General features: G+C 70.5%; 24 protein-coding genes. 9 read left to right on the forward strand and 15 right to left on the reverse strand.

The features are described 5' to 3' along the window. Positions 1-18: 18 nt before the first annotated feature. The 3 genes from AB0H56_RS23270 to AB0H56_RS23280 all read right to left on the reverse strand — a co-directional run bounded on the left by AB0H56_RS23270 (position 19) and on the right by AB0H56_RS23280 (position 2,047). Complete coding sequence (locus tag AB0H56_RS23270) at positions 19-849, reverse strand: alpha/beta hydrolase (RefSeq protein ID WP_357166936.1); 831 nt, start codon at positions 847-849, stop codon at positions 19-21. A 104-nt stretch (positions 850-953) separates the two neighbouring features. Continuing rightward, positions 954-1,556, reverse strand: a complete 603-nt coding sequence (locus tag AB0H56_RS23275) for a TetR/AcrR family transcriptional regulator (protein ID WP_357166939.1) — start codon at positions 1,554-1,556, stop codon at positions 954-956. A 29-nt stretch (positions 1,557-1,585) separates the two neighbouring features. Continuing rightward, positions 1,586-2,047, reverse strand: a complete 462-nt coding sequence (locus tag AB0H56_RS23280; RefSeq protein ID WP_357166942.1) for a hypothetical protein — start codon at positions 2,045-2,047, stop codon at positions 1,586-1,588. A gap of 230 nt (positions 2,048-2,277) precedes the next feature. On the opposite strand from AB0H56_RS23280, the gene AB0H56_RS23285 reads away from it, so the two are divergent. Further along, positions 2,278-2,802, forward strand: a complete 525-nt coding sequence (locus tag AB0H56_RS23285) for a TetR family transcriptional regulator (protein WP_357166945.1) — start codon at positions 2,278-2,280, stop codon at positions 2,800-2,802. 28 nt (positions 2,803-2,830) lie between these two features. Here the strand turns inward: AB0H56_RS23285 and AB0H56_RS23290 are convergent, their stop codons facing one another. Both AB0H56_RS23290 and AB0H56_RS23295 read right to left on the reverse strand, forming a co-directional pair. Continuing rightward, on the reverse strand, positions 2,831-3,136 hold the full coding sequence (locus tag AB0H56_RS23290; protein WP_357166948.1) for a DUF1905 domain-containing protein: 306 nt from the start codon (positions 3,134-3,136) through the stop codon (positions 2,831-2,833). A gap of 25 nt (positions 3,137-3,161) precedes the next feature. Further along, positions 3,162-3,542, reverse strand: a complete 381-nt coding sequence (locus AB0H56_RS23295) for a DUF1761 family protein (protein ID WP_357166951.1) — start codon at positions 3,540-3,542, stop codon at positions 3,162-3,164. A gap of 76 nt (positions 3,543-3,618) precedes the next feature. Here AB0H56_RS23295 and AB0H56_RS23300 point away from each other — a divergent pair, with 76 nt between their 5' ends. Continuing rightward, positions 3,619-4,239 carry a TetR/AcrR family transcriptional regulator gene (locus tag AB0H56_RS23300; protein ID WP_357166954.1) on the forward strand — a complete coding sequence of 207 codons (621 nt, stop codon included), beginning with the start codon at positions 3,619-3,621 and terminating at the stop codon, positions 4,237-4,239. 13 nt (positions 4,240-4,252) lie between these two features. Here AB0H56_RS23300 and hpnE read toward each other — a convergent pair whose 3' ends face one another. Continuing rightward, complete coding sequence (gene hpnE / locus AB0H56_RS23305; RefSeq protein WP_357166957.1) at positions 4,253-5,620, reverse strand: hydroxysqualene dehydroxylase HpnE; 1,368 nt, start codon at positions 5,618-5,620, stop codon at positions 4,253-4,255. A 151-nt stretch (positions 5,621-5,771) separates the two neighbouring features. Here hpnE and AB0H56_RS23310 point away from each other — a divergent pair, with 151 nt between their 5' ends. The 3 genes from AB0H56_RS23310 to AB0H56_RS23320 all read left to right on the forward strand — a co-directional run bounded on the left by AB0H56_RS23310 (position 5,772) and on the right by AB0H56_RS23320 (position 8,333). Beyond that, positions 5,772-6,857: an NAD(P)-dependent alcohol dehydrogenase gene (locus AB0H56_RS23310; protein WP_357166960.1), complete on the forward strand. Its 1,086-nt coding sequence runs from the start codon at positions 5,772-5,774 to the stop codon at positions 6,855-6,857. 80 nt (positions 6,858-6,937) lie between these two features. Then, on the forward strand, positions 6,938-7,555 hold the full coding sequence (locus tag AB0H56_RS23315) for a hypothetical protein (protein WP_357166963.1): 618 nt from the start codon (positions 6,938-6,940) through the stop codon (positions 7,553-7,555). Positions 7,556-7,871: 316 nt separating this feature from the next. Beyond that, positions 7,872-8,333 (forward strand): hypothetical protein, encoded by a 462-nt coding sequence (locus AB0H56_RS23320; RefSeq protein WP_357166966.1) that lies wholly within the window; start codon positions 7,872-7,874, stop codon positions 8,331-8,333. A gap of 6 nt (positions 8,334-8,339) precedes the next feature. Here AB0H56_RS23320 and AB0H56_RS23325 read toward each other — a convergent pair whose 3' ends face one another. The 4 genes from AB0H56_RS23325 to AB0H56_RS23340 form a co-directional block, all read right to left on the reverse strand. Continuing rightward, positions 8,340-10,184 (reverse strand): glycoside hydrolase family 15 protein, encoded by a 1,845-nt coding sequence (locus tag AB0H56_RS23325; RefSeq protein ID WP_357166969.1) that lies wholly within the window; start codon positions 10,182-10,184, stop codon positions 8,340-8,342. A gap of 9 nt (positions 10,185-10,193) precedes the next feature. Continuing rightward, positions 10,194-11,498, reverse strand: coding sequence for a DUF1254 domain-containing protein (locus AB0H56_RS23330; RefSeq protein ID WP_357166972.1), 1,305 nt, complete (start codon positions 11,496-11,498; stop codon positions 10,194-10,196). A 76-nt stretch (positions 11,499-11,574) separates the two neighbouring features. Further along, positions 11,575-12,672: a diacylglycerol kinase gene (locus tag AB0H56_RS23335; protein WP_357166975.1), complete on the reverse strand. Its 1,098-nt coding sequence runs from the start codon at positions 12,670-12,672 to the stop codon at positions 11,575-11,577. Positions 12,673-12,680: 8 nt separating this feature from the next. Continuing rightward, positions 12,681-13,472, reverse strand: a complete 792-nt coding sequence (locus AB0H56_RS23340) for an SDR family oxidoreductase (protein WP_357166978.1) — start codon at positions 13,470-13,472, stop codon at positions 12,681-12,683. A 91-nt stretch (positions 13,473-13,563) separates the two neighbouring features. Here AB0H56_RS23340 and AB0H56_RS23345 point away from each other — a divergent pair, with 91 nt between their 5' ends. The 3 genes from AB0H56_RS23345 (at position 13,564) to AB0H56_RS23355 (ending at position 16,947) form a co-directional block, all read left to right on the forward strand. After that, a complete protein-coding gene (locus AB0H56_RS23345) occupies positions 13,564-14,508 on the forward strand; it encodes a helix-turn-helix domain-containing protein (RefSeq protein ID WP_357166981.1) in 945 nt (314 codons plus the stop codon). Between the two features lie 127 nt (positions 14,509-14,635). After that, positions 14,636-15,874, forward strand: a complete 1,239-nt coding sequence (locus AB0H56_RS23350) for an oxygenase MpaB family protein (RefSeq protein WP_357166984.1) — start codon at positions 14,636-14,638, stop codon at positions 15,872-15,874. 17 nt (positions 15,875-15,891) lie between these two features. Then, positions 15,892-16,947, forward strand: a complete 1,056-nt coding sequence (locus tag AB0H56_RS23355; protein ID WP_357166987.1) for a lipocalin-like domain-containing protein — start codon at positions 15,892-15,894, stop codon at positions 16,945-16,947. 7 nt (positions 16,948-16,954) lie between these two features. Here the strand turns inward: AB0H56_RS23355 and AB0H56_RS23360 are convergent, their stop codons facing one another. After that, positions 16,955-17,572 carry a TetR/AcrR family transcriptional regulator gene (locus AB0H56_RS23360; RefSeq protein WP_357166990.1) on the reverse strand — a complete coding sequence of 206 codons (618 nt, stop codon included), beginning with the start codon at positions 17,570-17,572 and terminating at the stop codon, positions 16,955-16,957. Between the two features lie 111 nt (positions 17,573-17,683). On the opposite strand from AB0H56_RS23360, the gene AB0H56_RS23365 reads away from it, so the two are divergent. Then, positions 17,684-18,520, forward strand: coding sequence for an LLM class F420-dependent oxidoreductase (locus tag AB0H56_RS23365; RefSeq protein ID WP_357166993.1), 837 nt, complete (start codon positions 17,684-17,686; stop codon positions 18,518-18,520). Positions 18,521-18,529: 9 nt separating this feature from the next. On the opposite strand, the gene AB0H56_RS23370 is transcribed toward AB0H56_RS23365, so the two are convergent. The 4 genes from AB0H56_RS23370 to AB0H56_RS23385 form a co-directional block, all read right to left on the reverse strand. Beyond that, positions 18,530-18,709 (reverse strand): hypothetical protein, encoded by a 180-nt coding sequence (locus tag AB0H56_RS23370; RefSeq protein WP_357167146.1) that lies wholly within the window; start codon positions 18,707-18,709, stop codon positions 18,530-18,532. A gap of 227 nt (positions 18,710-18,936) precedes the next feature. Continuing rightward, the gene (locus tag AB0H56_RS23375) at positions 18,937-19,305 is read right to left on the reverse strand and encodes a VOC family protein (protein WP_357166996.1); all 369 of its coding nucleotides are present in this window, start codon (positions 19,303-19,305) and stop codon (positions 18,937-18,939) included. 55 nt (positions 19,306-19,360) lie between these two features. After that, positions 19,361-20,437, reverse strand: coding sequence for a HAMP domain-containing sensor histidine kinase (locus AB0H56_RS23380; RefSeq protein WP_357166999.1), 1,077 nt, complete (start codon positions 20,435-20,437; stop codon positions 19,361-19,363). Beyond that, the gene (locus tag AB0H56_RS23385; RefSeq protein ID WP_357167001.1) at positions 20,430-21,107 is read right to left on the reverse strand and encodes a response regulator transcription factor; all 678 of its coding nucleotides are present in this window, start codon (positions 21,105-21,107) and stop codon (positions 20,430-20,432) included. Before AB0H56_RS23385 ends, AB0H56_RS23380 begins: the two co-directional genes overlap by 8 nt. Positions 21,108-21,157 lie beyond the last annotated feature (50 nt).

The raw sequence follows: 21,157 nt of genomic DNA on the forward strand, positions 1-21,157 counted from the left end.
CGATCCTGTTCGGATACGTTAGCGCATCGAATACGTTGATGTATCTAACGCGGCGGATCGGCGCTGCCACCAGTCCACGATGCGGTCGACCACCGGGCCGGGTGAGCGCACCCACTGGATGTGATCGTTGCTGGCGCCGGGAGGGACCGCCGACCGCTCGTAGTCCCAGCGGGTGACGGCGTCCGGGGCGAAGAGCCGGCGGGCGAAGGCGTCGATACCGCGGCGCGGGGCGAGCCGGTCGCCGCCGAGCGCGATCACCAGGGCCGGGGCGTCGATGGCGGGTTCGGTGGGGAACGGGGGCGTGTCCGTCAGGACCATCCGGGCCCACTCGCGCATCATGGTGCGCGCGCCCGGAGCGCCGAAGGCGGGCTTGGGGAGGTAGCCGTACGCGGCGGTGAGGACGGGGACGAGAACGGCCGCGGTCGCCACGGGCAGTCCACCGTGCGGGAAATGCCGAAAGTGGGGGAGCGAACCGCCGACGGTGACCAGCCCGTCGGCGGGCGCGGACGTCAGTTGGCAGCCGACCGCCAGCTGGGCACCGAGGCTGTGTCCCAGGACGATCACCGGCCGGCCGGCATCCTCGGCGCGCGCCGCGGTCACCGCCGTGGCGATGGTGGCGATCTCGTCGCCGTAGGACCAGTCCACGGCCCGTGACGCCGCGGGCTCGCCCGGCTCGAATCCGCGGCGTGGCAGCGCACGCGCAGTCCATCCGCCGGCTTCGAACGCTCTGGTGAGGGGCGTGTAGAACCGGGAGCCGATCGCCATGGCGGGCGCGATCAGCACGATCGGTGCGGTTCCGGCGCCGTCACGATCCGTGCCGGGTGCGCCCGGTTCGCTGTCTGTTGCCACGACTCTCCTCCGATGTGTTCCGCGAGACCTTCGGCGTCCACCCTAATGTAAGCGGTGAATACATGCGGTCGCGGCGAGGTCGGGTCGGTGGTGACGGCGGTGGGTCAGCCGCGGGCGCCGTCCACCGTGCGCGCGGGCAGCTCGAGGATCGCGACCACCGTCGCGCGGACGCGGTCCTCGAGGCCGCCCGGCTCGTTCGCGTCGAATTTTCCGTGCAGGTAGAGGAACGCGAGCCCGTGCACCATCGACCACAGCGCGGTGGCCAGCGCTTCCTCGTCGGACCCCGGAAAAGCTTCCCGCACAATGGATCTGACGTATTCGTGGATCGCGGTGGTGGCTGCCAGGCGTTCCGGGTCGGACGGGTCGCACGGCTCGGCGAACATGGTGCGGAAGAGTCCGGGGCGGTTCAGCGCGAACCGGATGTAGGCGATGGCGACAGCCGTGAAGTCCTCGGCGGTTGTCGGTGCGGGGCAGGCCGCGACCAGGTCGGCGGCGAGCTCGCGGTAGCCGACGGCGGCCACCGCCGACAGCAGCGCGTCCTTGTCGGCGAAATGCCGATAGGGTGCGGCGGTCGACACCCCGGCACGGCGGGCCGCGGCGCGCAGGGACAACTCGGCGGCGCCGTCCTCTTCGAGCAGCTCGATGGCCGCGCGGACCAGCGCGGTGGGGAGGTCACCGTGGTGGTACGGGGTGTTCGACGTCGCCATACCCTCAATCTAACAATTGTTGGCAGTGCTTACTTTGCCGCTCGGTCGTCGGTGCCCACGAAAGCGGTCGCGATCGCCGCCACCACGGCGATCACCACGCCGACGAGGATCGTGGCCGCACCCGCGGTGCTGAGCTCGGCCCAGGCGAGCAGCAACAGGCTGACGCCGGCCACGGTGAGGGCGGAATCGGCGAGTACCGCCAGCGTGCCGATCGAGGCGCGGGTGACGATCGGACGCGGCCTGCTCGCCGTGGCCACGCCGAGCAACAGGAATGCCGCGCCCAGTACGGCTATGGCGACCGGTGCCGGGCCGGTCGACGACCCGGCGATTCCGGCGAACAGCAGGGCCACGCCCAGCGCGCTCTGCCCGGCGCCCACGGCTTGCAGCGACCGGACGGCGGCGACATCTCGACGCGACGAGCCGGGGAAGGCCGCGGTCGTCGTCGTGGAAGCCGGGACCCGCGGAGTCGTCGCGGACAGTGTGGTCGTCATGATGCCCATCCCTTCGAAAAGTGCAACGCTTCGTATAATTACTTCCTACTGTAAAAATACTCGAAGTACGCAGGTGGGCAACGGGGTAGGGGCGTGAACGCACTCACATTCGAGGGCGTCAGGTGGCGCGGAACGGCGTGAATACGCGGCGCGGAGCAGAGGGAGGCCGGTGGTAGCCTTCGGCGATGACCGTCGGCGGCCTGAGAGAACGCAGTAAGGCGAGGCGCCGCGTGGCGATCCAGACCGCTGCATATCAGTTGTTCGCCGAGCGGGGTTTCGACGCGACGAGCATCGCCGAGATCGCCGAACTGGCCGAGGTTTCGCCGCGCACGGTCACGCTGTACTTCCCGACCAAGCTGGAACTGGCGCTGGCGCATTTCACGGCGCAGGTCGACGAGCTGGCGGGCACACTGCAGAACCGGCCCGAGGGGCAGGGCATTCTCGACACGGTGGAGCGATGGCTGCGACACCGTGAGGCCACCCGGGACGGTTTCGACGAACTGTACAACCGGATGCTGCACGCCAATCCGCAGCTCGAAGCCCTGGGCCGCGGCCGTCTCACCGATGTGATCCATGAGGGCGCGCGACTGCTCGCCGAAGAGCAGGGCTGGAACCCCGACGACCTGGCCCCGCGCATGCTGGCGGCCACGGTCGCGAGCGTGATCAGCGAGCTGGCGCATCGGTCCGAGCCGGGGGATCTGGAACGGGCCATGGCCTTCATCCGCGCCGCGGCCGCCACGCTGCCGTCCGCCTGACCGGGAGCGCGGCGGGCGGGTCGGGTTGTCAGGCGGATCGCGCCGCGCCGCCGAGTCTTTCGGTCAGGTGGACGGTCACCTCGTCGCCGTCGGTCTTGCCGAGGCGACGCCGGATCGCGGCGGCGACGGGCAGTTTGTGCGTGCCGTCGCCGAGGGCCATGAACGACGAGGTGAACGGCACGCCGTCGACGGTGCCCTTCACCTTGACCAGGCCTCTCGTGCCGAAGATCCGTGCCGAGTCGGGGAGTTGCACGCACGTCCACGTGTCGCCCGCCCTGACCTTGCCGAGGACGGCGGTGAAGGTGATGTCGATCGGTCCTGCGGTGGTGGCCATGAGAGCTCCTGTCGGGGTAGCGGATTCAGGCGAACGCGCCGACGATGGCACCGCTGACGACCAGCTTCGCGACCCAGTCGGACATGTGCACCAGCGCGGTCGGGATCGGCACGTTCTCGTGGACGACCGCACCGGCGAGGATGGTCACCGGGATGATCGCCAGGACCAGGCCGAGTATCGTCCCGGCGCCGAGGCCTTGTCGATCGCCGAGGGTCAGCAGGATGGCCGGTACCGCCGCCGCGAGCAGGCCGCGCAGCAGCACGAACAGCATCTGTACCCCCATGCCGATTCCGGGACGCGGGGTACTGGTCCGCGCCACCAGCGCGGCGACCGGGGGAGTCGCGTACAGCGCCGCGCTGAGGGCGAACGAGACGACCGCCGCGACGACGACACCTGCAACAATCATGGCCAGCTCCTTGAGTACGAGTCAGTACTTAATCTAGGGACGTGACTGAGTACTGTCAAGTACTAAAGTGGTGCGCATGAGTGCTGCTGGAAGTCGTCGTGGCAGGCCGCCCGGTAAGACCGGTGCCGAGCTACTGGCGGTGGCGCGGGAGGTGTTCCTGGAACGCGGGTTCGCCGGCTCGACGATGGACGAAGTCGCCGCGCGGGCGGGGATCTCGAAAACCTCGCTGTATCGCGAACATCCGTCGAAGTCCGGCCTGTTCGCCGCGGTCGTCGAGCAGTGGGCCGGCGCGGGCCGCGACGCACTGCGCCCCGCCCTCGCCGCCCTCGCCGCGGCCGAGGATGTGCGCGAGGGGCTGCTCGCCTGGGCGCGAATCCTGCGGGCGGGCATCCTGTCGCCTGCCGTGCTGGAGATGCGCCGCCTGGTCACGGCCGAGGCGGGCAGGCAGCCCGAGGTCGGAGCGACGTATCTGCACAAGAGCTGGATCCGCAACATCGGCGACCTCGCGACCGCGCTGGCGGCGCTCGACGCACGCGGCCTGCTGCGCGTCCCCGACGCCGCGATCGCCGCGGAACAGCTCACCTGGCTGGTGATCGGCGCGCCGCTCAACGCCCGCATGCTCGACGCCACCGCCCCCGTCCCGGACGCGCCGGAGGCGGCGATCGACACCTTCCTCGCGGCCTTCGGCCCGCGGTGACTGTGGCGCGGAGCTAATCCGTGTGGCGGAGCAGGGCTTCGACGGCGCGTTCGGCGCTCTGCGCGGCGCTCTCCATCGTGGCCGACCAGTCCGTGCGGGTCCAGTCGCCGGCCAGCACGAGGTTCGGGACCGACGTGCGCTGGTCGGGGCGCAGGTTGTCGGTGCCGAGGACCTGGGAGAAGGTCGCCTTCGGCATCTTCACCACGTGACCCGCCACGACCCGGGCGTCGGCGGCTTCGGGGTAGTAGCGGCGCAGCAGATCGAGCTGCTCGGCGACGATCTCGTCGTTGCTCCGGTGGATCTGCTGGTAGGCGCCGCTGGTGGTCAGGCAGTACAGCCAGGTGCCGTCGGGGGTGCGGCCGTGCATGCGTTGCCGGTCGAAGACCTCGTCGATGACGCCGGTGCCGCCGATCAGTGCCTCCATGGCCGACAGGGTCCGCAGCGGTCGATCCAGATACAGGTTCGTGCTCACGATCGGCGTGACACCGAGTTTGTCGGCGGCGGCGTAGATCTCGGGATGTTCGGGCAGGTCGTCGAGGAGTCCGCCGATGTTGGTGTTCGGCACCGCGCAGATCACCGCGTCGGCCGCGAGCACCGAACCGTCGGCCAGTTGGACGCCGGTCGCCCTGCCGTCGGTGACGATGATCTTGCGGGCGACCGCGCGGTAGCGCACGTCGACGCCGTGCCGCTCGAAGACCCGTTCCGCCCCGCGGATGTAGAGGGTGTCGAGGTCGACGGTGGGGTAGCCGATCGTGACGGCCTCGCGATCCCGCACGCCGATGCGGATACCGGTGGCCAGCACGTCGGCGAACACCTTCGCCGACTCCCGGTCCACGGGCTCGGCCGCGATGCCGAGCGCGAGCCAATCCCACAGCGCCTCACGTGCTTTCGCCGGCATGCCGACACGCCGGAACCACTGGTCGGTGGTGATGTCCGCGAGATCCCGCGGCTGCCACAGCGCCTGCCGGACCAGCAGCAGCGTGGCGCGCAGCGCGCGCAGCCGGTCCAGCGTGCTGGCGTCCGGGTGTGCGCCGAGCAGTGTGCGCAGTGCGCGGAAACCCTTGGTGTGCAGCATGACCGCGCGTCCACCCGGCCAGCGGAGGCTTCCGGCCCCGGGGAACGTCACGTACTGCCTGGTGCCGACGCTGTCCAGGTACCGCCACAGGCTGCGGTATCCGCTGGCGACGACATGCTGGCCGTTGTCCGGGATGTCGTCCACCTCGGGGACTCGCATCGCGTGCGTCCGGCCGCCCAGTCGGGCGCGGCGCTCGAGCAGGGTCACCTGTTTTCCGGCCTCCGCCAGCCACACCGCGGCGGCCAGGCCCGCCAGTCCGCCGCCGATCACGACGAAACTGCGCGCGTCGCTTGCCTTCTCCACCATTGAGGCAATGTAAATCAGACTCTCTCTTTCTATCGGTGAAACCGTCTGATCGGTCAGTCTGCGGCGAAAAGTGCTGGATTTGTGTATGGACAGGTGTACAGACGTGCAAGATTCGGAGTGAGATCGTGCCGCCGAGAGGGGGAGCCCACAGATGGAGATCATCGCCGCGGTGTCGGCCGGGGCCCACACACCGCTGACCGTGCGGACGCTGACGTTGCGTGCGCCGCGCCCGGACGAGGTGCTGGTGCGCGTGCTCGCCTGCGGCATCTGCCACACAGACCTCACCACCAGGGCCGCCGTCCCCGCGACCATGCCCATCGTGCTCGGGCACGAGGGCGCCGGTGTCGTGGAGGCCGTGGGCGGCGACGTGGCGGGCGTCGCGGTCGGCGACCGGGTATTGCTCACCTACCAGAGCTGCGGAACCTGCCTCGAGTGCGCTCGTGGTCTGCCCGGCTACTGCGCGCAGTGGGCCGTGCGCAACGCCGGACGAGTCGGTGCCGATTCTCCGCTGACCGGCGAGAGCGGGCCGGTGATCGGGGCGTTCTTCGGGCAGTCGAGCTTCGCTTCCCATGTCCTGGCGACACCACGCAACCTCGTGGTCGTCGATCCCGACCTGGATCCGGTGCGGATCGCGGCGTTCGGCTGTTCGGTGCAGACCGGGGCGGGCGTGGTCGCCGAGGTGCTCGCCCCGGACGAGACCTCGGTGCTGGCGATCTTCGGTGTCGGCGCTGTCGGGATGTCGGCGCTCATGGCGGCCCGTGCGCTCGGGGTCGGCATCGTCGTCGCCGTCGACCTGTCGCCGGATCGTCGCGCCCTCGCCGCCGAACTGGGCGCCGACCTGGTCCTCGACGGCGGGGCCCGCGATGTCGCCGCGCGGATCGCGGCGTTGCCCGGTGGGGGCGCCACGCACGCGCTCGACACCACCGGCGCCGCGCCGGTGCTCGCGACGGCCCTCGACTCGCTGACCGCGCGCGGTGTACTGGCGGTGGTCGGACTCGGATCCTCGCCCGTGCCCGTCGACGTCGCCGGGCTCATCGGCCGGGGGAAGACGCTGCGCGGCAGCATCGAGGGTGACGTGGACCCGCGGGTGTTCCTGCCCCGCCTGACCGAGTGGTACCGCCGGGGCCTGCTGCCGATGGACAAGCTCGTGCGTGCCTATCCGGTGGACCGGATCAACGACGCCGTGGCCGACATGGCGGCCGGAACCGTGATCAAGGCGGTGGTGACCTTCCCCTGAATCGGATCGGGGTCGCGCGCGTAATCGAGCAGGTCGGGGGTATGCGCTGCGTACTTCTGTTGTCGATGATGGGAGGCGTCATGGACGTCGACGAGAAAGTCTCGACGGGGCACGGCGGTCGGCTGCGGATGCCGCGCAGCCGGGGCGCGGTCGGTGGGTTGGCGGTGCTCCTGCTCGGCCTGTGGGGCGCGCTGATCCCGTTCGTCGGTCCGTACTTCGATTTCGCGTACACCCCCGACGAGCCCTGGGTCTGGACGACGGCGCGCGGCTGGCTGCAGGTGCTGCCGGGGGTGGTGGCGATCATCGGTGGGCTGCTCATGCTGATGAGCCGCAACCGGCTGGTCGCGAGTTTCGGCGGTTGGCTCGGCGTCGCCGCGGGCGCGTGGTTCGTCGTCGGGCCGTTCCTGGCCGCGCTGCTGCGCCTGGGCGACCTCGGTGAACCCGTCGCCACCTCGGATCTGCGGCGCGCGCTGATCCAGCTCACGTTCTTCTACGGACTCGGCGCGCTGATCCTGTTCTTCGCGGCGACCTCGCTGGGACGCCTGTCGGTCCGCAGTGCCCGCGACATCGCCTTCGCCGAACAGGCCAGGGTCGGCGCCGACCGCGGCCGCGTGGTCGAGGAGAAGGTGCCGACCGAGGTCGAGCAGTCGGCCACACGCCGTTTCCCGCCGACCGGCGTCCGGCATCGTCCGGTCTGAGCCGGCCGACTTCCGGTTACGACCGCGAAAGCCACTCTGTCGGCTCGAGGCCCTCGGTCCGGCGCAGTGTCTCCGCCGCGGCCTCCAGGCACAGCAACGACTGGGTGGACAGCCCGGCGGCGCTGGCCGGCAGCGTCTGACACGTCCGCGCGCCGGTCGACTGAGTGGGTGATGTTTCAGTCCATGGGGGCGGGTGCGGGCGGGGGTGGGGGTTTTGGTGCAGAATGCGAAGGTGAACGAAGACCTGAAACGAGATGCGGGGTGCTGGCCGCTGTGAGATCGATGCGTGGCGCGACGCCTGTCCGCGGTTAGTTCGATGTCGGATCAGGAAACCGGAGCGGGGTCCGGCGGGAGCCGATTCGACGCGGTCGAGCGGCTGCGCCGGAAGTGGGAAGAGTCCAAGGCCGCCGAGACGGGCGAGAGCGGCGCGTCGAACGTGGTCCGGCTGCCCAGGCTGCCGCGCCGCGGGCGCACCGAGGCCAGCGAGGCCAGGCGCAGGCCGTGGTACCCGGAGCCCGTCTACGATCCGGCGCCGACCCGCCCGGTGACCAGGGCGGAGCTGCAGCAGGAAACCGGTGCGTGGCCGGCCGGCAACCCGGCGCGCCGTCCGGCGGCGCCGAGCGCGAGTGCCGAGCACGACGCGGACGTGATCGACCTCGGCGCCTCCCGCCGACGGCGAGCGGGCGCGGATTCCGCGCCCGGGGTCACCCGGCCGCGGGTGACCCCGCGCCGCGTCGGTCCAGGGGACCGCACCCCGGGTGGCGACGGCGAGAGCTGATCCGGCTCACCGCAGGGTCGAGGGCGGCCGCGCCTCGGCCCGATCGAGTTCCTCGTCGAGTGCGAGCGCGGCGGCGATCAGGGCCAGATGGGTGAACGCCTGCGGGAAATTGCCCAACTGCTCGCCGGACGGACCGATCTCCTCGGCGAACAGTCCGACGTGATTGGCGTAGGTGAGCATCTTGTCGAAGGCATAGCGTGCCTGCTGCAACCGGCCGGACCTGGCGAGCGCTTCGACGTAGAGGAAACTGCACAGGTTGAAGGTGCCCTCGGTGCCGCGCAGACCGTCGGGCGAGGCCTCGGGGTCGTACCGATAGACCAGGCTGTCGCTGACGAGTTCGCGATCCATCGCCGCCAGCGTGCTCGTCCACATTGGGTCGGTGGGGGACAGGAACCGCATCCGGGGCATGAGCAACAGCGAGGCGTCGAGCACGTCGGTCGCGTAGTGCTGGACGAACGCCTGCCGCTGAGGATTCCATCCCCGCTCGACGATCTGCTGGAAGACGGCGTCGCGTTCGGCGGTCCAGCGGGCCACATCGGCGGGCCTGGCCTGCTCGGTGGCCATCCGGATGGCGTGGTCGAACGCCACCCAGGTCATCAGCCTGCTGTAGGTGAAGTCCTGACGGCCGCCGCGGGTTTCCCAGATGCCCTCGTCGGGCCGGTCCCAGTGGTCGGCGAGCCAGTCGATGAGGTCGGTGAAGGTCCGCCACCCGGTGATGCCCGCCATGTCGGTCGCCTGCGCCAGCGCGTCGGTGGCCTCGCCGTAGATGTCGAGCTGGATCTGGTCGGCCGCGCCGTTGCCGACCCGCACCGGCGCCGAGCCACGGTAGCCCTCCAGGTGGGGCAGCACGATCTCGTCGAGTTCCGGGTCGCCGTCGACCCGGTACATGATCTGCAGCGGCTCACCCGAGGCGGTGCCGCCCGCCTCGACCCGGGCGCGCAACCAGCGGCGGAAGGCGAGGGCCTCCTCGGTGAAGCCGAGGTCGATCAGGGCGCGCACCGACAGTGAGGCGTCCCGGATCCAGGTGTAGCGATAGTCCCAATTGCGTTCGCCGCCGATCTGTTCGGGCAGTCCCATCGTGGCCGCGGCGATCGGGGCGCCGGTCGGGGCGTAGGTCAGCAGTTTGAGGGTGATCGCCGAGCGGTTGACCATGTCGCGCCATCGCCCGCGATAGGTCGACGAGCGCAGCCAGGTCTGCCAGAAGTGACGGCACCGGTCGAACTCGTCGACCATGTCGGACCAGGTCGGCGCCGGCGAGACCGGCGCGCCCGCGGGGACGGTGGTCAGCACGACGGCGGCCCGCTCGCCGGCGGACAGCGTGAACCGCGCGGCGACGTCCACCCCGTCGGCGTCGAGGACGATCGGGTCGGTGGCCTGCAGGTGGAGATCGGCGATCGGGGAGCCGAAGACCGCGGTCCGCTCGTCGACGGTGGTGAGGGTGTGCTCGGCCCGGGCGTAGTCGAACCGGGGACGGCACGTCAGTGTGAAGGTGAGACGGCCGCGCACCACCCGGGCGACCCGCACCAGCCGATGCCGCTCGGCCGGCTCGGTGCCGGTGATCGGCGCCATGAAGTCGGCGACCTCGCCCACGCCGTCCGGCCCGGAGAACCGGGTCAGCAGGATGGCGGTGTCGGGCAGGTAGAGCTGCCGGACCGCCATCGCGGCGGCGGTCGTGTCGACCGCGAGCGAACAGTGCCCGCCCTTGTCGCTGTCGAGCAGCGAGCCGAACACGCTCGGCGAATCGAATCGCGGCGCGCACCACCAGTCGATCGTTCCCGCGGTCGACACGAGTGCGGCGGTCTGCAGATCACCGACGATGCCGTGGTCGTCGATCGCGGGATATGCGTCCACCGCGGTTCCTCAGCGGACCTTCTGGACCGGCGGCGGCGTCCAGGTGCGGTCGAGTGCCGCGGCGTGCGGCGCGTACAGGCGCAGGGTGATACCGAGGGGGCCGATCGGGGCGGGCAGCCAGTTCGACTCGCGGTCCGGCCCGGGGTTGGTGTGCGAGATGTGGATGTCGAGGGAGCCGTCGGGGTTGAACCGGAGGTCGTCGCGGTCGCCGATGGCGAAGCGGTCGAGCTCGTTGGGTGCCTGGAAGCCCTCCGCGTCGTACATTGTGACCGACCAGAAGGCGTCGACCGGGGGCAGGGCGCCCGCGTCGAAGTGGAGGACGTAGTCGGAATCGCCCACGGGCGGTTTGCCTTCGGAGTCGGCGAGCAGCAGCGGGTAGAGGGCGTCTTCGGGTGGGTTGGCGCCGAGTCCGGCCTTGGCGATCGTCGCGCGGGCGAGATAGTCGTTGCCGTAGACGCCGGTGGGCAGGGTGACCCAGCCGTCGACGGGCTGGACGAGGGTCCGCGGCGCCTCGGTGACGGCCGCGCGCGCGTCGGCCACGCCCGCGTCGATCTGGGCGAGGTCGGCGGCCGTGAACCGCGTCGCGTCGAAGGCCCGGCCGGGCACGATGCCCAGCGGAGCGATCCGCGCCAGCTGGGAGAAGTCGGTCTGGTGCGGTGGATCGACGGCGAGCGCGTCGGTGGCCCGCCGGAAGAACTCGGTGGCGGACAGGGACTCGATCACGTGCAGCGGTTCCACCTCGGTGTCGACCGTCGGATCGGGCGTGAACGGGGCGCGTTCGCCGACCTCGCTGATCCGGAACCCGTCCTGGAACGCGTTGACGGCCGCGTAGTCGGCGGGACCGTTCGTCTGCGCCCGAGCGATGATCCAGACGTGGTGCGTCGGCGCGCGCAGGACCGGGATGTCCGCGGGTGGCTGCCCGGTGTAGCCGGGACCGACGAGCAGGTAGTCCTGGGGTTCGGTGCCGGTCGTCCGTTTCCCGGGACTGGCGAACACGTCGGTCCACGCGTCGAGCATCGGCAGCATGTAGTAGCGGTCGTCGCTGTCGGGTGTGTGCACGCGGACCGGGCCCCCGGTGAGATCGATCCAGGCGCTGGAGTACAGCGTGTCGAAGTTGGGTCGCACGACCGTCCGGAACGCGGCGTCGGGGAACTCCCGGATGTGGTGGAACCGGTTCGGTGGGCCGAAGCTCGGTTTCGACCCGGCCGCACCGTTGATCTGCTGACGCCGGGTTTCGGCGGTCGTCACCAGCGGGTACAGGTAGATGTACGCCTCCCGGCTCAGGGTGCGCAGATCGGAAGCCAAGACACTCATCGACCCCTCCATCGTCGGCAGTGGTGACCGATCTGGCCGACCATAAGCGGCGCGGCGGCGAGCTCACCTCATCCGTTCAGGATGAGGTTCGGGGCAGGCGGGCGGGGTCGGCCAGACCCGTGCCGGTGACGAGGGGCAGATCGAGGGTGGTGCGGATACCCGGCGGCGCGGCGACGACCGCGGGGATGGCGTTGACCAGGCGCATCGCGGTGCCGACGAGGCTGGCGTGGTTGTGGTCGCCGTGATCGCTGAACATGGCCAGGTCGAGGGTGTAGTGCGGTTCGCCGGTGACCTCGACCCGGTAGGACCCGCCCGCGCGGGCGGGCTGTGGCCAGTCGGGGGCGAGATCGGCGCGCAACCGGGTGACGTGTTCGAGGACGGTCACGGCCCGGTCGCCGACCATGCCGCGGACCTCGAACCGCAGGGCTGCCGCCGTGCCCTGGGCGATGGTGCCGGAGTCGATGTCGAAGGTCTCCGGCGCGGGCAGCCGCTCGAAATCCTGGGTCACGGCATCGAGTTCGACGCCGAGTCCCGCCGCGAGCTGGCGCACCACACTGCCCCAGGCCAGCGACAGCACCCCCGGCTGCAGCAGCAGCGGAGTCTCGGTCATCGGACGGCCGAAGCCCATGATGTCGAACATGACCGCGGCGTTGTCGTAGGTCGAATAGTCGACGATCTCGAGGCAGCGCACCTGCTCGACCGCGCGACAGGTGCCGAGCAGCGCGAGCGGCAGCAGGTCGTTGGCGAAGCCGGGATCGATGCCGTTGACGAACAGCGACGAACCACCCTGCGCGGCAGCCTGTTCCACGGGTTCCAGCAGGTCGGCGGGCAGCACGTCCCACGGGTACTGGAGGAACACCGGTGCGCTGGCCACCACGTTGATCCCGGCCGCGAGCAGCATGCGCAGGTCGGCCAGCGCGTCCATCAGCCGGTTGTCGGTCATGGCCGTGTACACCACACAGTCGGGGCGCGCCGCCAGGACCCGCGCGGTGTCGGTGGTGGCGAGAATGCCGGAGGGAGTGGGTGTTCCGGCGAGTTCGGCGGCGTCGCGCCCCGCCTTCGCCGGTCCGGAGACGTGCACGCCGACCAGTTCGAGCCGGGGATCGGCCAGCACGCCCGCCAGCGCGTGCCGCCCGACATTGCCTGTGCCCCAATGCACTACACGATGCGTCATGGTCGTCCTCACAGATCGGGAAGGGGGATGGTGAGATTGGGCGCGATGAGCCCGCCGTCGACCTCGAGGACCTTCCCGGTGAGGAACGAGCCCGCGGGCGAGGCGAGGAACAGGGCGGCCGCGGCGATGTCGTCGGGCCTGCCGAGGCGGCGCAGGGGAGTGGCCTGTTCCATCTGCCCGCGCATCTCGTCGTTGCCCGCGACGACCGCCAGCGCCGAGGTCAGGATCGAGCCCGGCGCGATGGCGTTGACCCGCACGCGCGGGCTCAGATCCATGGCGGCGGAACGGGTGTAGTGCGCGAGCGCGGCCTTGGCGGTCGCGTACGCGGCGAAGGCTCGTCCGGGCAGCCTGCCCATGGTCGAGGTGATGTTGATGATCGAGCCGCCGTCGGCGGTGTCGAGCATCTTCGGCACCGCGGCCCGCACCAGCGCGTGCGCGGTGCCCACATTGAAGGCGAACGCCTCGGCGAGATCCTCGGGCGCGGTGTCCAGCAGCGGCCTCGGCAGCGCGCCGCCCACATTGTTGACGACGATGTCCAAGCGGCCGAACCGCGCCACCGCGGCCTCGGCCAACCCGGCGACGGCGTCGTGATCGGCCAGGTCGGCGACGACGACGTGCGCCTGCCGCCCCGCGGCTTCGACCTGGCCGGCGATCTCGCGGAGATCGGATTCGGTGCGCGCGGCGATCACCACGTCGGCGCCGGCCTGCGCGAAACCGAGGGCGACGGCGGCGCCGAGCCCGCGGCCCGCACCGGTGACGACGGCGACCCGGCCGTCCAGTCGGAAGTGGTCGAGAATCATGAGCCCACCTTATGTGTCGAATATTCGACTAATCTGTGGCGAATAGTCGAGGCAGTGTAGGGCGGGCGCTGCCGCTGAACAAGGGGTTGTCATGCCGGAATCCGCGTCGCCGCCGACCCGCCGGGTCATCGAGGTGATGGAGTTGCTGACGCGTGCCGAGCGCGCGCTGACCGCGTCCGAGATCGCCGCGGCGCTCGGGCACGCCCGCGCCACCGTCATCGCGATACTGACCGAACTGGCCGAAGCCGGCTGGGTGCGCCGCGACCGTCGTCGTCGCTTCACGCCCGGTCCCGCGCTGGCCGCGCTGCGTCCGGTGGCGCTCGAGGTGCCGAACGCGGCGGTCGGCGCGGAGCTGAAGGCCCTGGCGGCCGCCGCGCACTGCGGGGTGACGCTGAGCCGGATCGCCGACGGCAGGCTCACCGTGGTGGCGAAGGAGTACGCGACCGGGGCGCGCATTCTGCCCGGACTCGCGGTGGGGCAATCGATTCCACTCGGCTATCCGGCCGGCGCCGCCGTGATGCCGTGGCGGGCCGAGGCCGAACGGCGCGCCTGGCTCGCGAGCGCGAGCGGCCCGGCGCGGCGGGGCGCACCGGCGCTGCTGCGGTTCGTCACCACCCACGGGTGCGCGATGTTCCGTCCCGACTCCGACGACGCCGGGCTGGTCGACGTGCTCGCGGAGTTGCTCGGGGCGGTCGGCGCGGAGGTGATGCAGCCGCAACTGCGCACGCGTGTCCTGCGTCAGCTGTCCCGGCTCACCGCGCGCCCCTATCGCGACGCCGACCTCGACAGCGCCGAGGCGCTGCCGGTGAGCTATTTGTCCGCGCCGGTGTTCGGCAGTGCCGAGGCGCCGTACGAGGTGCAGATCGGCCCCCTGCGCGCCACGGTCAGCAGGGCGGAGCGGGCGGACTACGTCGCCGCGATCCGCGCGGGCGCCGAGGCGCTGTCGGCGGCCCTCGGCGGATCGGGGCCGCCCGACGGCGACGGGCATCCCGCACCCGCAGCCGCCGATCGGGCGGTTGTGGACGACCTCGGTTGACGGGCTCCCGGCCGGTCCGATCCAGCCGCCGCCTGCCGGGGAAACCGAATTCCGTACTTTCGGGTACGGACAACTATTCGGCATAGTACGGTCGACCTGACACGCAGCGACCGTCAGGAGGTCATCGGTGAAGTGCCCCACCGCCTTTCGCTATTGGGAAGCGCGCAGCACCCCGACCGTGCGCCGCGTCGAGCGACTCTTCACGCGGGTGACCGGGCAGCGGCTGTTCCCCACCGACGAGCAGGCCGCGGACCTCTGCGCCGACCTGTTCACCGGTGACCCGGTGGCCGAACGCTTCGTCGCCGAGGTGATGCGGGGCGCGATCGGCCCGACGGTGGGACGCCGGATGCTGGAGACCGCGCTGGCCGAGGGGATCGACGCGGTCCCCGACGCACCGGAATCGATGCGCGCGTTGTTCGCCGAGTTCGAGACCGTGCCCGACTGGGTGGTGCCCGCACTGGTGGAACAGGGTGCGGCGATCTGGCGACGCTGGGGCACCATGCTGTTCAGCTTCGCCGGCGCCGAGACGCTCGAGATGTACACCGAGGCCGCCGTCGCGACGCCGCTGTCGCTGGCGGGCGGCTACGCCGGCGACAGCGCGCTGCGCCGGTTCCTCGAGACGACCCGCTTCTGGATGGACGTCTCGGCCGAAGGCGCGCTGCTCACCCCGGGTTCGGCAGGCCGGGCGACCGCGCTCAAGGTGCGGGTCATGCATGTCTTCGTGCGGGCCAAGGTCGCCGAACATCCCGAATGGGACATCGAGCGGTGGGGTCTGCCGATCAGTCAGACCTATCAGATGCTCACGCTGCTCGCCGGGAGCGTGACGCCGGGCCTGGGCCTGTGGGCCCTGGGCTACCAGACCACGCCCTCGGAAATCCGTGCGCTGCTGCATTTCCAGAAGTACATGGGCCATCTGCTCGGCGTCCGGGTGCGCTGGTATCCGGAGACGGTCGGCGACGGGCTGCGGGTCCTGGCGATGACGATCGCCTCGCGCTCCTACGACTCCGGCGAGCACGGCCGCGAACTGATCGAGTCCTACCCCGCGGCCTTCGCGCCCCGCGACGGCCACCGCGGCCTCACCCGGCTGCGCGAAAAGTACAACTACCGCATCAATTCCGTGTACTCGGCGATGTACATGGCGCCGGGCACCCGCCGCCGGTACACCATGCCGCCCGCCTTTCCGTGGATTCTCGTCCCGATCCTGCGCTTTCCGCTGATCACGGTGCAGGAAATCGTCCGCCGGGTCTGTCCGCCGTTCGCGCGGGCGCACGAGAAACTCATGCTCGCCCATCGCGAGAACTGGTATCGCGCCCAGATGCGCGGTCGCGAAGCGGCCTTCGAGGCCGACGGCGCCCTGCGCCGATGAACCCACCGAAAGCAGCCATGACAGACATCGTCGAAGTGTGGAACGGGCCAGGCCGCCGCGACGCGGTCCTCACCGAGGTCCGCCCCCACCACAACGGATTCCATCCCGCCGCGAGCAGACTCGCCTTCGAACACTGGTATTTCGACGCCCACCTCGACACCGGCCACGTGGTGATCGGCTTCCTGATCCGGCGCAGGCCGGAGGATCCGCCGTGGTCGCGGCCCTGGGTGGAGCTGATCGTCTATGCCCCCGACGGCACCCGGCGGCAGGTGTCGCGCCGCTACCCGCACGCGGCCACCGCCTTCTCGCCCGACGCCTGCGATGTCCGCATCGGCGAGAACACCGCGCGTACCGAGCACACCGACGGCCTGCCGATCCACCATCTGCGCATGCGCGAGGACGGCATCGCCTTCGATCTGCGCTTCCACAACGAGGTCCCCAGCTGGATGCCCGGCAAGGGCGAAACCCGGTTCGGCGCAGCGGATTCCTTCGGCTGGATGGTCGGTGCGCCGCGCGCCGAGGTGTGCGGGTCGATCGAGCTCGACGGCGTGCGGCACGAGGTCACCGGGCGTGGGTATCACGACCACAACTGGGGCGTCGGCGACATGAAGAAGATCGTCGAGCGCTGGCACTGGGGCAGGCTGTACGTCGCGGACTACTCCCTGCTGTACGCCTCGGTGCTCACCCAGCCGCGTGCGGGTGGACACGAGATCAGCCCGCTCATGCTCGCGCACGACGGCGACATCGTGCTGTCCACCGGCGAGACCGAACTCGTCGAGGGCCCCGCGCGATTCGACGCGACCGCGGGCCGTACCCACCCCGAGTGGATCGAGCTGCGCGTCCCCGGTGAAGTGGAGCTGCGGCTGGAGGTCTCGCGGGTCATCCACGCCCACGACCTGCTCGACGATCTGCCCGTGGTGCGCTCGCGGCTGATCAAACCGCTGGTGCACCGGCTGGTCGGGCATCCCGGCTACTTCCGCTTCGAATCCGCCTTCGAGCTGACCGTGCGCACCGGCACCGGCACCCGGACACGCTCGGGCACGACGCTGCACGAACTCGTCGCGCTGACCTGAGCGCGGTTCACCCGGGTGCTTGCCTGCTGGTGATGAGCCGGAAGAACTCGCGGCGCTGCGCCTCGGTCGGCACCGGCAGGTTCTGATTGCCGTGGACGAAACCGATTCCGGCGAAACACATCACGCCCGCGCGCAGCTCCGCCTGTTCCGCGGAGAACCCCATGTCGACCAGCGTGTCGGCCAGGGTGTGGAAGATGCGCTGGTCGAGCGCTTTCACCGCCTCGGCCACCTTGTCGTTGGTACGCGCCCAGTCGCGCACCGCCAGCTCGACCTGCCACACCCGCTCCCCGGTGAGCAACTCGCCCATCCTTGTGAGCCGCTCTCGCGGGGGCAGCTCGTCGAGATCCTGGAAGCCGCGGGCCGCGTCGTTGTGATCCGCGCACCAGAACTGCGCGGTGGTTTCCAGCAGCTGGTCGACGCCGTCGAAATGCCAGTAGAAGCTGCCTTTGGTGACGCCGAGCTCCTCGCACAGCTTGGCGATGGTGATCGCGGCGACGCCCTCGCGCAGCAGGATGTTCAGGCCCGCGGCGGTCCAGTCCTCGACGCCGAGCCTGCGTGCCCCGCCGCGCGCCGAGGCCGCTTTGCGCTTGGACACCGGCGCCGGAGGCCGTGCGTTCTCGGTCATGCCCACCTTCCTCCCTGCCGCGTCGACCGTACTTGGACGTACAGTCGAACCTACCAAAGGGTATGGGTGTGTCCCGGAATAAGTCGCGCGGTGGCCCGAGTTGCCTTCGGCATGACCAGAGATGATCTCGGAAAATTCGGTGTGTGGCGCCATTTCCAGGGGTTCACGCCCGAAGCGGCTCGGGAGCTCGAAGAGCTCGGATACCGCGCGCTGTGGCTCGGCGGATCGCCGCCCGCTGACCTCGGCGTCGCCGAATCGCTGGTGGCGGCGACCGAGTCGCTGACCATCGGCACGAGCATCGTGAACATCTGGACCGCGCCCGCCGCCGAGGTCGCCGAGTCCTTCCACCGCATCGACCAGCGGTTCCCCGGCCGTTTCCTGCTCGGTATCGGCGCGGGTCACCGCGAGGCCGACGGGCCGGGCGCGGTCAAACCGTACGACGCACTGGTGGCCTATCTCGACGAGCTCGACGCGGCGGGCGTGCCGAAGGCGGGCAGGGCGCTCGCGGCCCTCGGCCCGCGCGTCCTCGACCTCGCCCGTGACCGCACCGCGGGCGCGCTGCCCTACCTCGCCCCGCCGGAACACACCGAGATCGCGCGCACGACCCTGGGCGCGGACGCGCTGCTGGTCGCCGAGCAGAAGGTCGTCGTCGACGACGACCCGGAGCGTGCCCGCGAGATCGCCCGGCGCATGGTGCCGATGTATCTGGGACTGGTGAACTACGTCAGCAATCTGCGCCGCCTCGGCTTCTCCGAGGAGGACCTCACCACGCCGGGCAGCGACCGGCTGATCGACATCCTCGCGCTGCACGGCACACCCGCCGAGATCGCCGCCGGACTGGTGGCACATCTGGACGCGGGCGCCGATCACGTCGCGATCCAGGCGCTGAACCAGGACTATCTCGCGGCACTGCGCGCACTGGCGCCGGAGCTGCCGTTCACGCGGTGACGCACGGGGTCACTGGCTCGGTTCCGGCAGTTGACAGTCCGACACCTTCGGGTTGACGCCCAGATAGTTGAGCGGGCCCGCCACGACGGTCAGCGCGATCGTGCCCCAGGCCCCGCATTCGACCGGTGGGCTCGTGAAATGGTCTCGCTGGTGTGCCGCGAGCAATCCGGCACCCAGCCAGACCAGCATGAGCAGCGAGAGCACCCGTTTGGTGGCTTGATGCGGGGGCTGAGCGTGGACTACTTCGCGGATCTCACGAGAACGTCTCCGTCGGTCGCGCATTGTCATCGCATCCTTCCCGTGTGCGATCATCACGCTCATACCTGGGGTGAACTACGCCGACTTCGTGGATACCTCTGACCGTGCGCGGTCTGTCCATCCACTGTGCGGCCCCGCGCGCACGCCGTCAACTCGCCTCAGCTCTCCGCCGAGACCACACAGAACTCGTTGCCGTGCGGATCCCGCAGCACGGTCCAGGTGAAGCCCGGCAGCGCGTGCTCGCCCGCCACCTCGGCTCCGAGTGCCGTCAACCGGGCCACCTCCGCGGCCCGCGTCGAGGTCTGGAAATCGAGGTGTACCCGATTCTTCGCCACCTTGAACTCGGGCACCCGCTGAAACGCGACATAACGCCCCTCCCCGATCCCCACCCCCGGCGGCGCGATCATCACGTACTCCCCGGTGTCGGCGAGCGTGACGTACCCGAGCGCCGCCCGCCAGAACCCGGCCAGCTCGCCGGGATCATTGCTGTCGATGGTCACACCCGCGAAAACGATGCCGTCGCCCACCCTCGTGACGCTAGCCCACCTCGGCCGTCCCGCGCCGCACGTTCCGGTCGCGGTGTCATCGGGTGAGGGTCACCGTGGCTCGGAGGCCGCCGTCGGGGCGCGGGGTCAGGGTGAGGGTGCCGCCGTGGGCGCGGACGATGCTGTCGACGATCGCCAGGCCGAGGCCGACGCCCGCGTCGTGGCTGCGTATGCGCGCGGCGCCGCGCTGGAACGGCTCGAGCAGGGTGGACACCATCGCCGCGGGCAGGATGTCGCCGGTGTTCTCGACGGTGAGTTCCGCGGTGGCCGAGTCGACCCCGGTGGTGATCCACACGCTGCCACGACCCGGCAGGTTGTGGACGATCGCGTTGTGCACGAGGTTCGTGGTCATCTGCAGCAGCAGTGCCTGCGAGCCGAGAGCCCGCGCCTGCGGACCGGCGATCTCCATGGTGACACCGTGGCTTTCCGCCAGGGGGAGAAGGGTTTCGGTGGCTTCCTCGGCCAGCAGCGACAGGTCGACGGGTTCGCGGGCGAAGGACCGCTGGTCGGCCCGGCTCAGGACGAGCAGCGCCTCGGTCAGATCGATCGCGCGGGTGTTGACGGCGGCGAGGCGGTCGAGCAACTGGGTGATGTCGCGGTCGGGATCGCCGCGGGCCACGTCGAGCAGGGTGCGCGTGATCGCCAGCGGGGTGCGCAGTTCGTGGGAGGCGTTGGCGGCGAAGCGCTGTTCCTCGGCCACGTGCGCGTGCAGCCGGGCCAGCATGTCGTCGAAAGCGTCGGCGAGTTCCCGGAATTCGTCGCTGCGCCCGGGCAGCCCGATCCGATGCGTGAGCGACCCGGTCGCGGCCAGGCGCGTCGCGGCGGTGATCTGCGCCAGCGGGCGCAGCATCCAGCCTGCGAGGAACCAGCCGCCGACGAGCCCGACCGCGAGCAGCCCGGCCAGCACGGCGGCGACGAACGGGACGAAGGCCTTGACCAGGCGGGTGCGGTCGATGTCGAGCGAGCCGGTGGTGTTTATGACGTCGATGCGGGGCAGCACCACGACATAGAAGGCGAAGACGGCCGCGATCAGCATGATCCCGACCACCATGATCACGGCGGCGTAGCTGAGGGCGAGCTTGAGCCGGACACTCGGCCCCGGCTCTCTAGTCATGCGCACCGTCCGCGGCGCTGATGCGGTAGCCCACGCCGGGCACCGTCGCGATGATCCAGGGCTGCCCGAGTCGCTTGCGCAGCGCGGAGACGGTGATGCGGACCGCGTTGGTGAACGGGTCGGCGTTCTCGTCCCAGGCCCGCTCCAGCAGTTCCTCGGCGCTGACCACGCCCCCTTCGGCGGCCACGAGCACCTCGAGTACCGCGAACTGCTTGCGCGTCAGCGCGATGTAGCGGCCGTCGCGGTAGACCTCGCGACGGAACGCGTCGACTCTCAGGCCCGCGATCTCCCGCACCGGCGGTCGATGGTGGCCGCGCCGCCGGTCCAGTGCGCGCAGCCGCAGGACGAGCTCGCGCAGGTCGAAGGGTTTGGTGAGATAGTCGTCCGCGCCGAGCGCGAAGCCGGACTCCTTGTCGTCGAGCCGGGCGGCGGCGGTGAGCATCAGGATCGCCGTACCCGCGCCCGCGGCGACGATGCGTTCGGCGACCTCGTCCCCGGACGGGCCGGGGATGTCGCGGTCGAGCACCGCGATGTCGTAGCTGTTGACGCTGAGCAGTTCCAGCGCCGCGTCACCGTCGCCGGCGATGTCGGCGGCGATCGCCTCCAGGCGCAGGCCATCACGGATGGCCTCGGCCATCAGGGGTTCGTCCTCGACGATCAGTACGCGCATAACACCTCGATTCTTCCCGTCCGGCCATATCGCCGGCGTATCGAAAACCG

It is taken from the genome of Nocardia sp. NPDC050717, assembly GCF_040654275.1.
GTDB lineage: Bacteria > Actinomycetota > Actinomycetes > Mycobacteriales > Mycobacteriaceae > Nocardia.

Excerpts from the sequence above, each read along its gene's own strand:
- AB0H56_RS23385 (WP_357167001.1), bottom strand. The coding sequence starts at position 21,107 with ATGCGCGTACTGATCGTCGAGGACGAACCCCTGATGGCCGAGGCCATC.
- AB0H56_RS23380 (WP_357166999.1), bottom strand. The coding sequence starts at position 20,437 with ATGACTAGAGAGCCGGGGCCGAGTGTCCGGCTCAAGCTCGCCCTCAGC.
- AB0H56_RS23330 (WP_357166972.1), bottom strand. The coding sequence starts at position 11,498 with ATGAGTGTCTTGGCTTCCGATCTGCGCACCCTGAGCCGGGAGGCGTAC.
- AB0H56_RS23290 (WP_357166948.1), bottom strand. The coding sequence starts at position 3,136 with ATGGCCACCACCGCAGGACCGATCGACATCACCTTCACCGCCGTCCTC.
- AB0H56_RS23345 (WP_357166981.1), top strand. The coding sequence starts at position 13,564 with ATGCCGGAATCCGCGTCGCCGCCGACCCGCCGGGTCATCGAGGTGATG.
- AB0H56_RS23315 (WP_357166963.1), top strand. The coding sequence starts at position 6,938 with ATGGACGTCGACGAGAAAGTCTCGACGGGGCACGGCGGTCGGCTGCGG.
- AB0H56_RS23300 (WP_357166954.1), top strand. The coding sequence starts at position 3,619 with ATGAGTGCTGCTGGAAGTCGTCGTGGCAGGCCGCCCGGTAAGACCGGT.
- AB0H56_RS23310 (WP_357166960.1), top strand. The coding sequence starts at position 5,772 with ATGGAGATCATCGCCGCGGTGTCGGCCGGGGCCCACACACCGCTGACC.
- AB0H56_RS23365 (WP_357166993.1), top strand. The coding sequence starts at position 17,684 with ATGACCAGAGATGATCTCGGAAAATTCGGTGTGTGGCGCCATTTCCAG.
- AB0H56_RS23370 (WP_357167146.1), bottom strand. The coding sequence starts at position 18,709 with ATGCTGGTCTGGCTGGGTGCCGGATTGCTCGCGGCACACCAGCGAGAC.
- AB0H56_RS23295 (WP_357166951.1), bottom strand. The coding sequence starts at position 3,542 with ATGATTGTTGCAGGTGTCGTCGTCGCGGCGGTCGTCTCGTTCGCCCTC.
- AB0H56_RS23320 (WP_357166966.1), top strand. The coding sequence starts at position 7,872 with ATGTCGGATCAGGAAACCGGAGCGGGGTCCGGCGGGAGCCGATTCGAC.
- AB0H56_RS23355 (WP_357166987.1), top strand. The coding sequence starts at position 15,892 with ATGACAGACATCGTCGAAGTGTGGAACGGGCCAGGCCGCCGCGACGCG.
- AB0H56_RS23275 (WP_357166939.1), bottom strand. The coding sequence starts at position 1,556 with ATGGCGACGTCGAACACCCCGTACCACCACGGTGACCTCCCCACCGCG.
- AB0H56_RS23340 (WP_357166978.1), bottom strand. The coding sequence starts at position 13,472 with ATGATTCTCGACCACTTCCGACTGGACGGCCGGGTCGCCGTCGTCACC.
- AB0H56_RS23360 (WP_357166990.1), bottom strand. The coding sequence starts at position 17,572 with ATGACCGAGAACGCACGGCCTCCGGCGCCGGTGTCCAAGCGCAAAGCG.
- AB0H56_RS23280 (WP_357166942.1), bottom strand. The coding sequence starts at position 2,047 with ATGACGACCACACTGTCCGCGACGACTCCGCGGGTCCCGGCTTCCACG.
- AB0H56_RS23335 (WP_357166975.1), bottom strand. The coding sequence starts at position 12,672 with ATGACGCATCGTGTAGTGCATTGGGGCACAGGCAATGTCGGGCGGCAC.
- hpnE (WP_357166957.1), bottom strand. The coding sequence starts at position 5,620 with ATGGTGGAGAAGGCAAGCGACGCGCGCAGTTTCGTCGTGATCGGCGGC.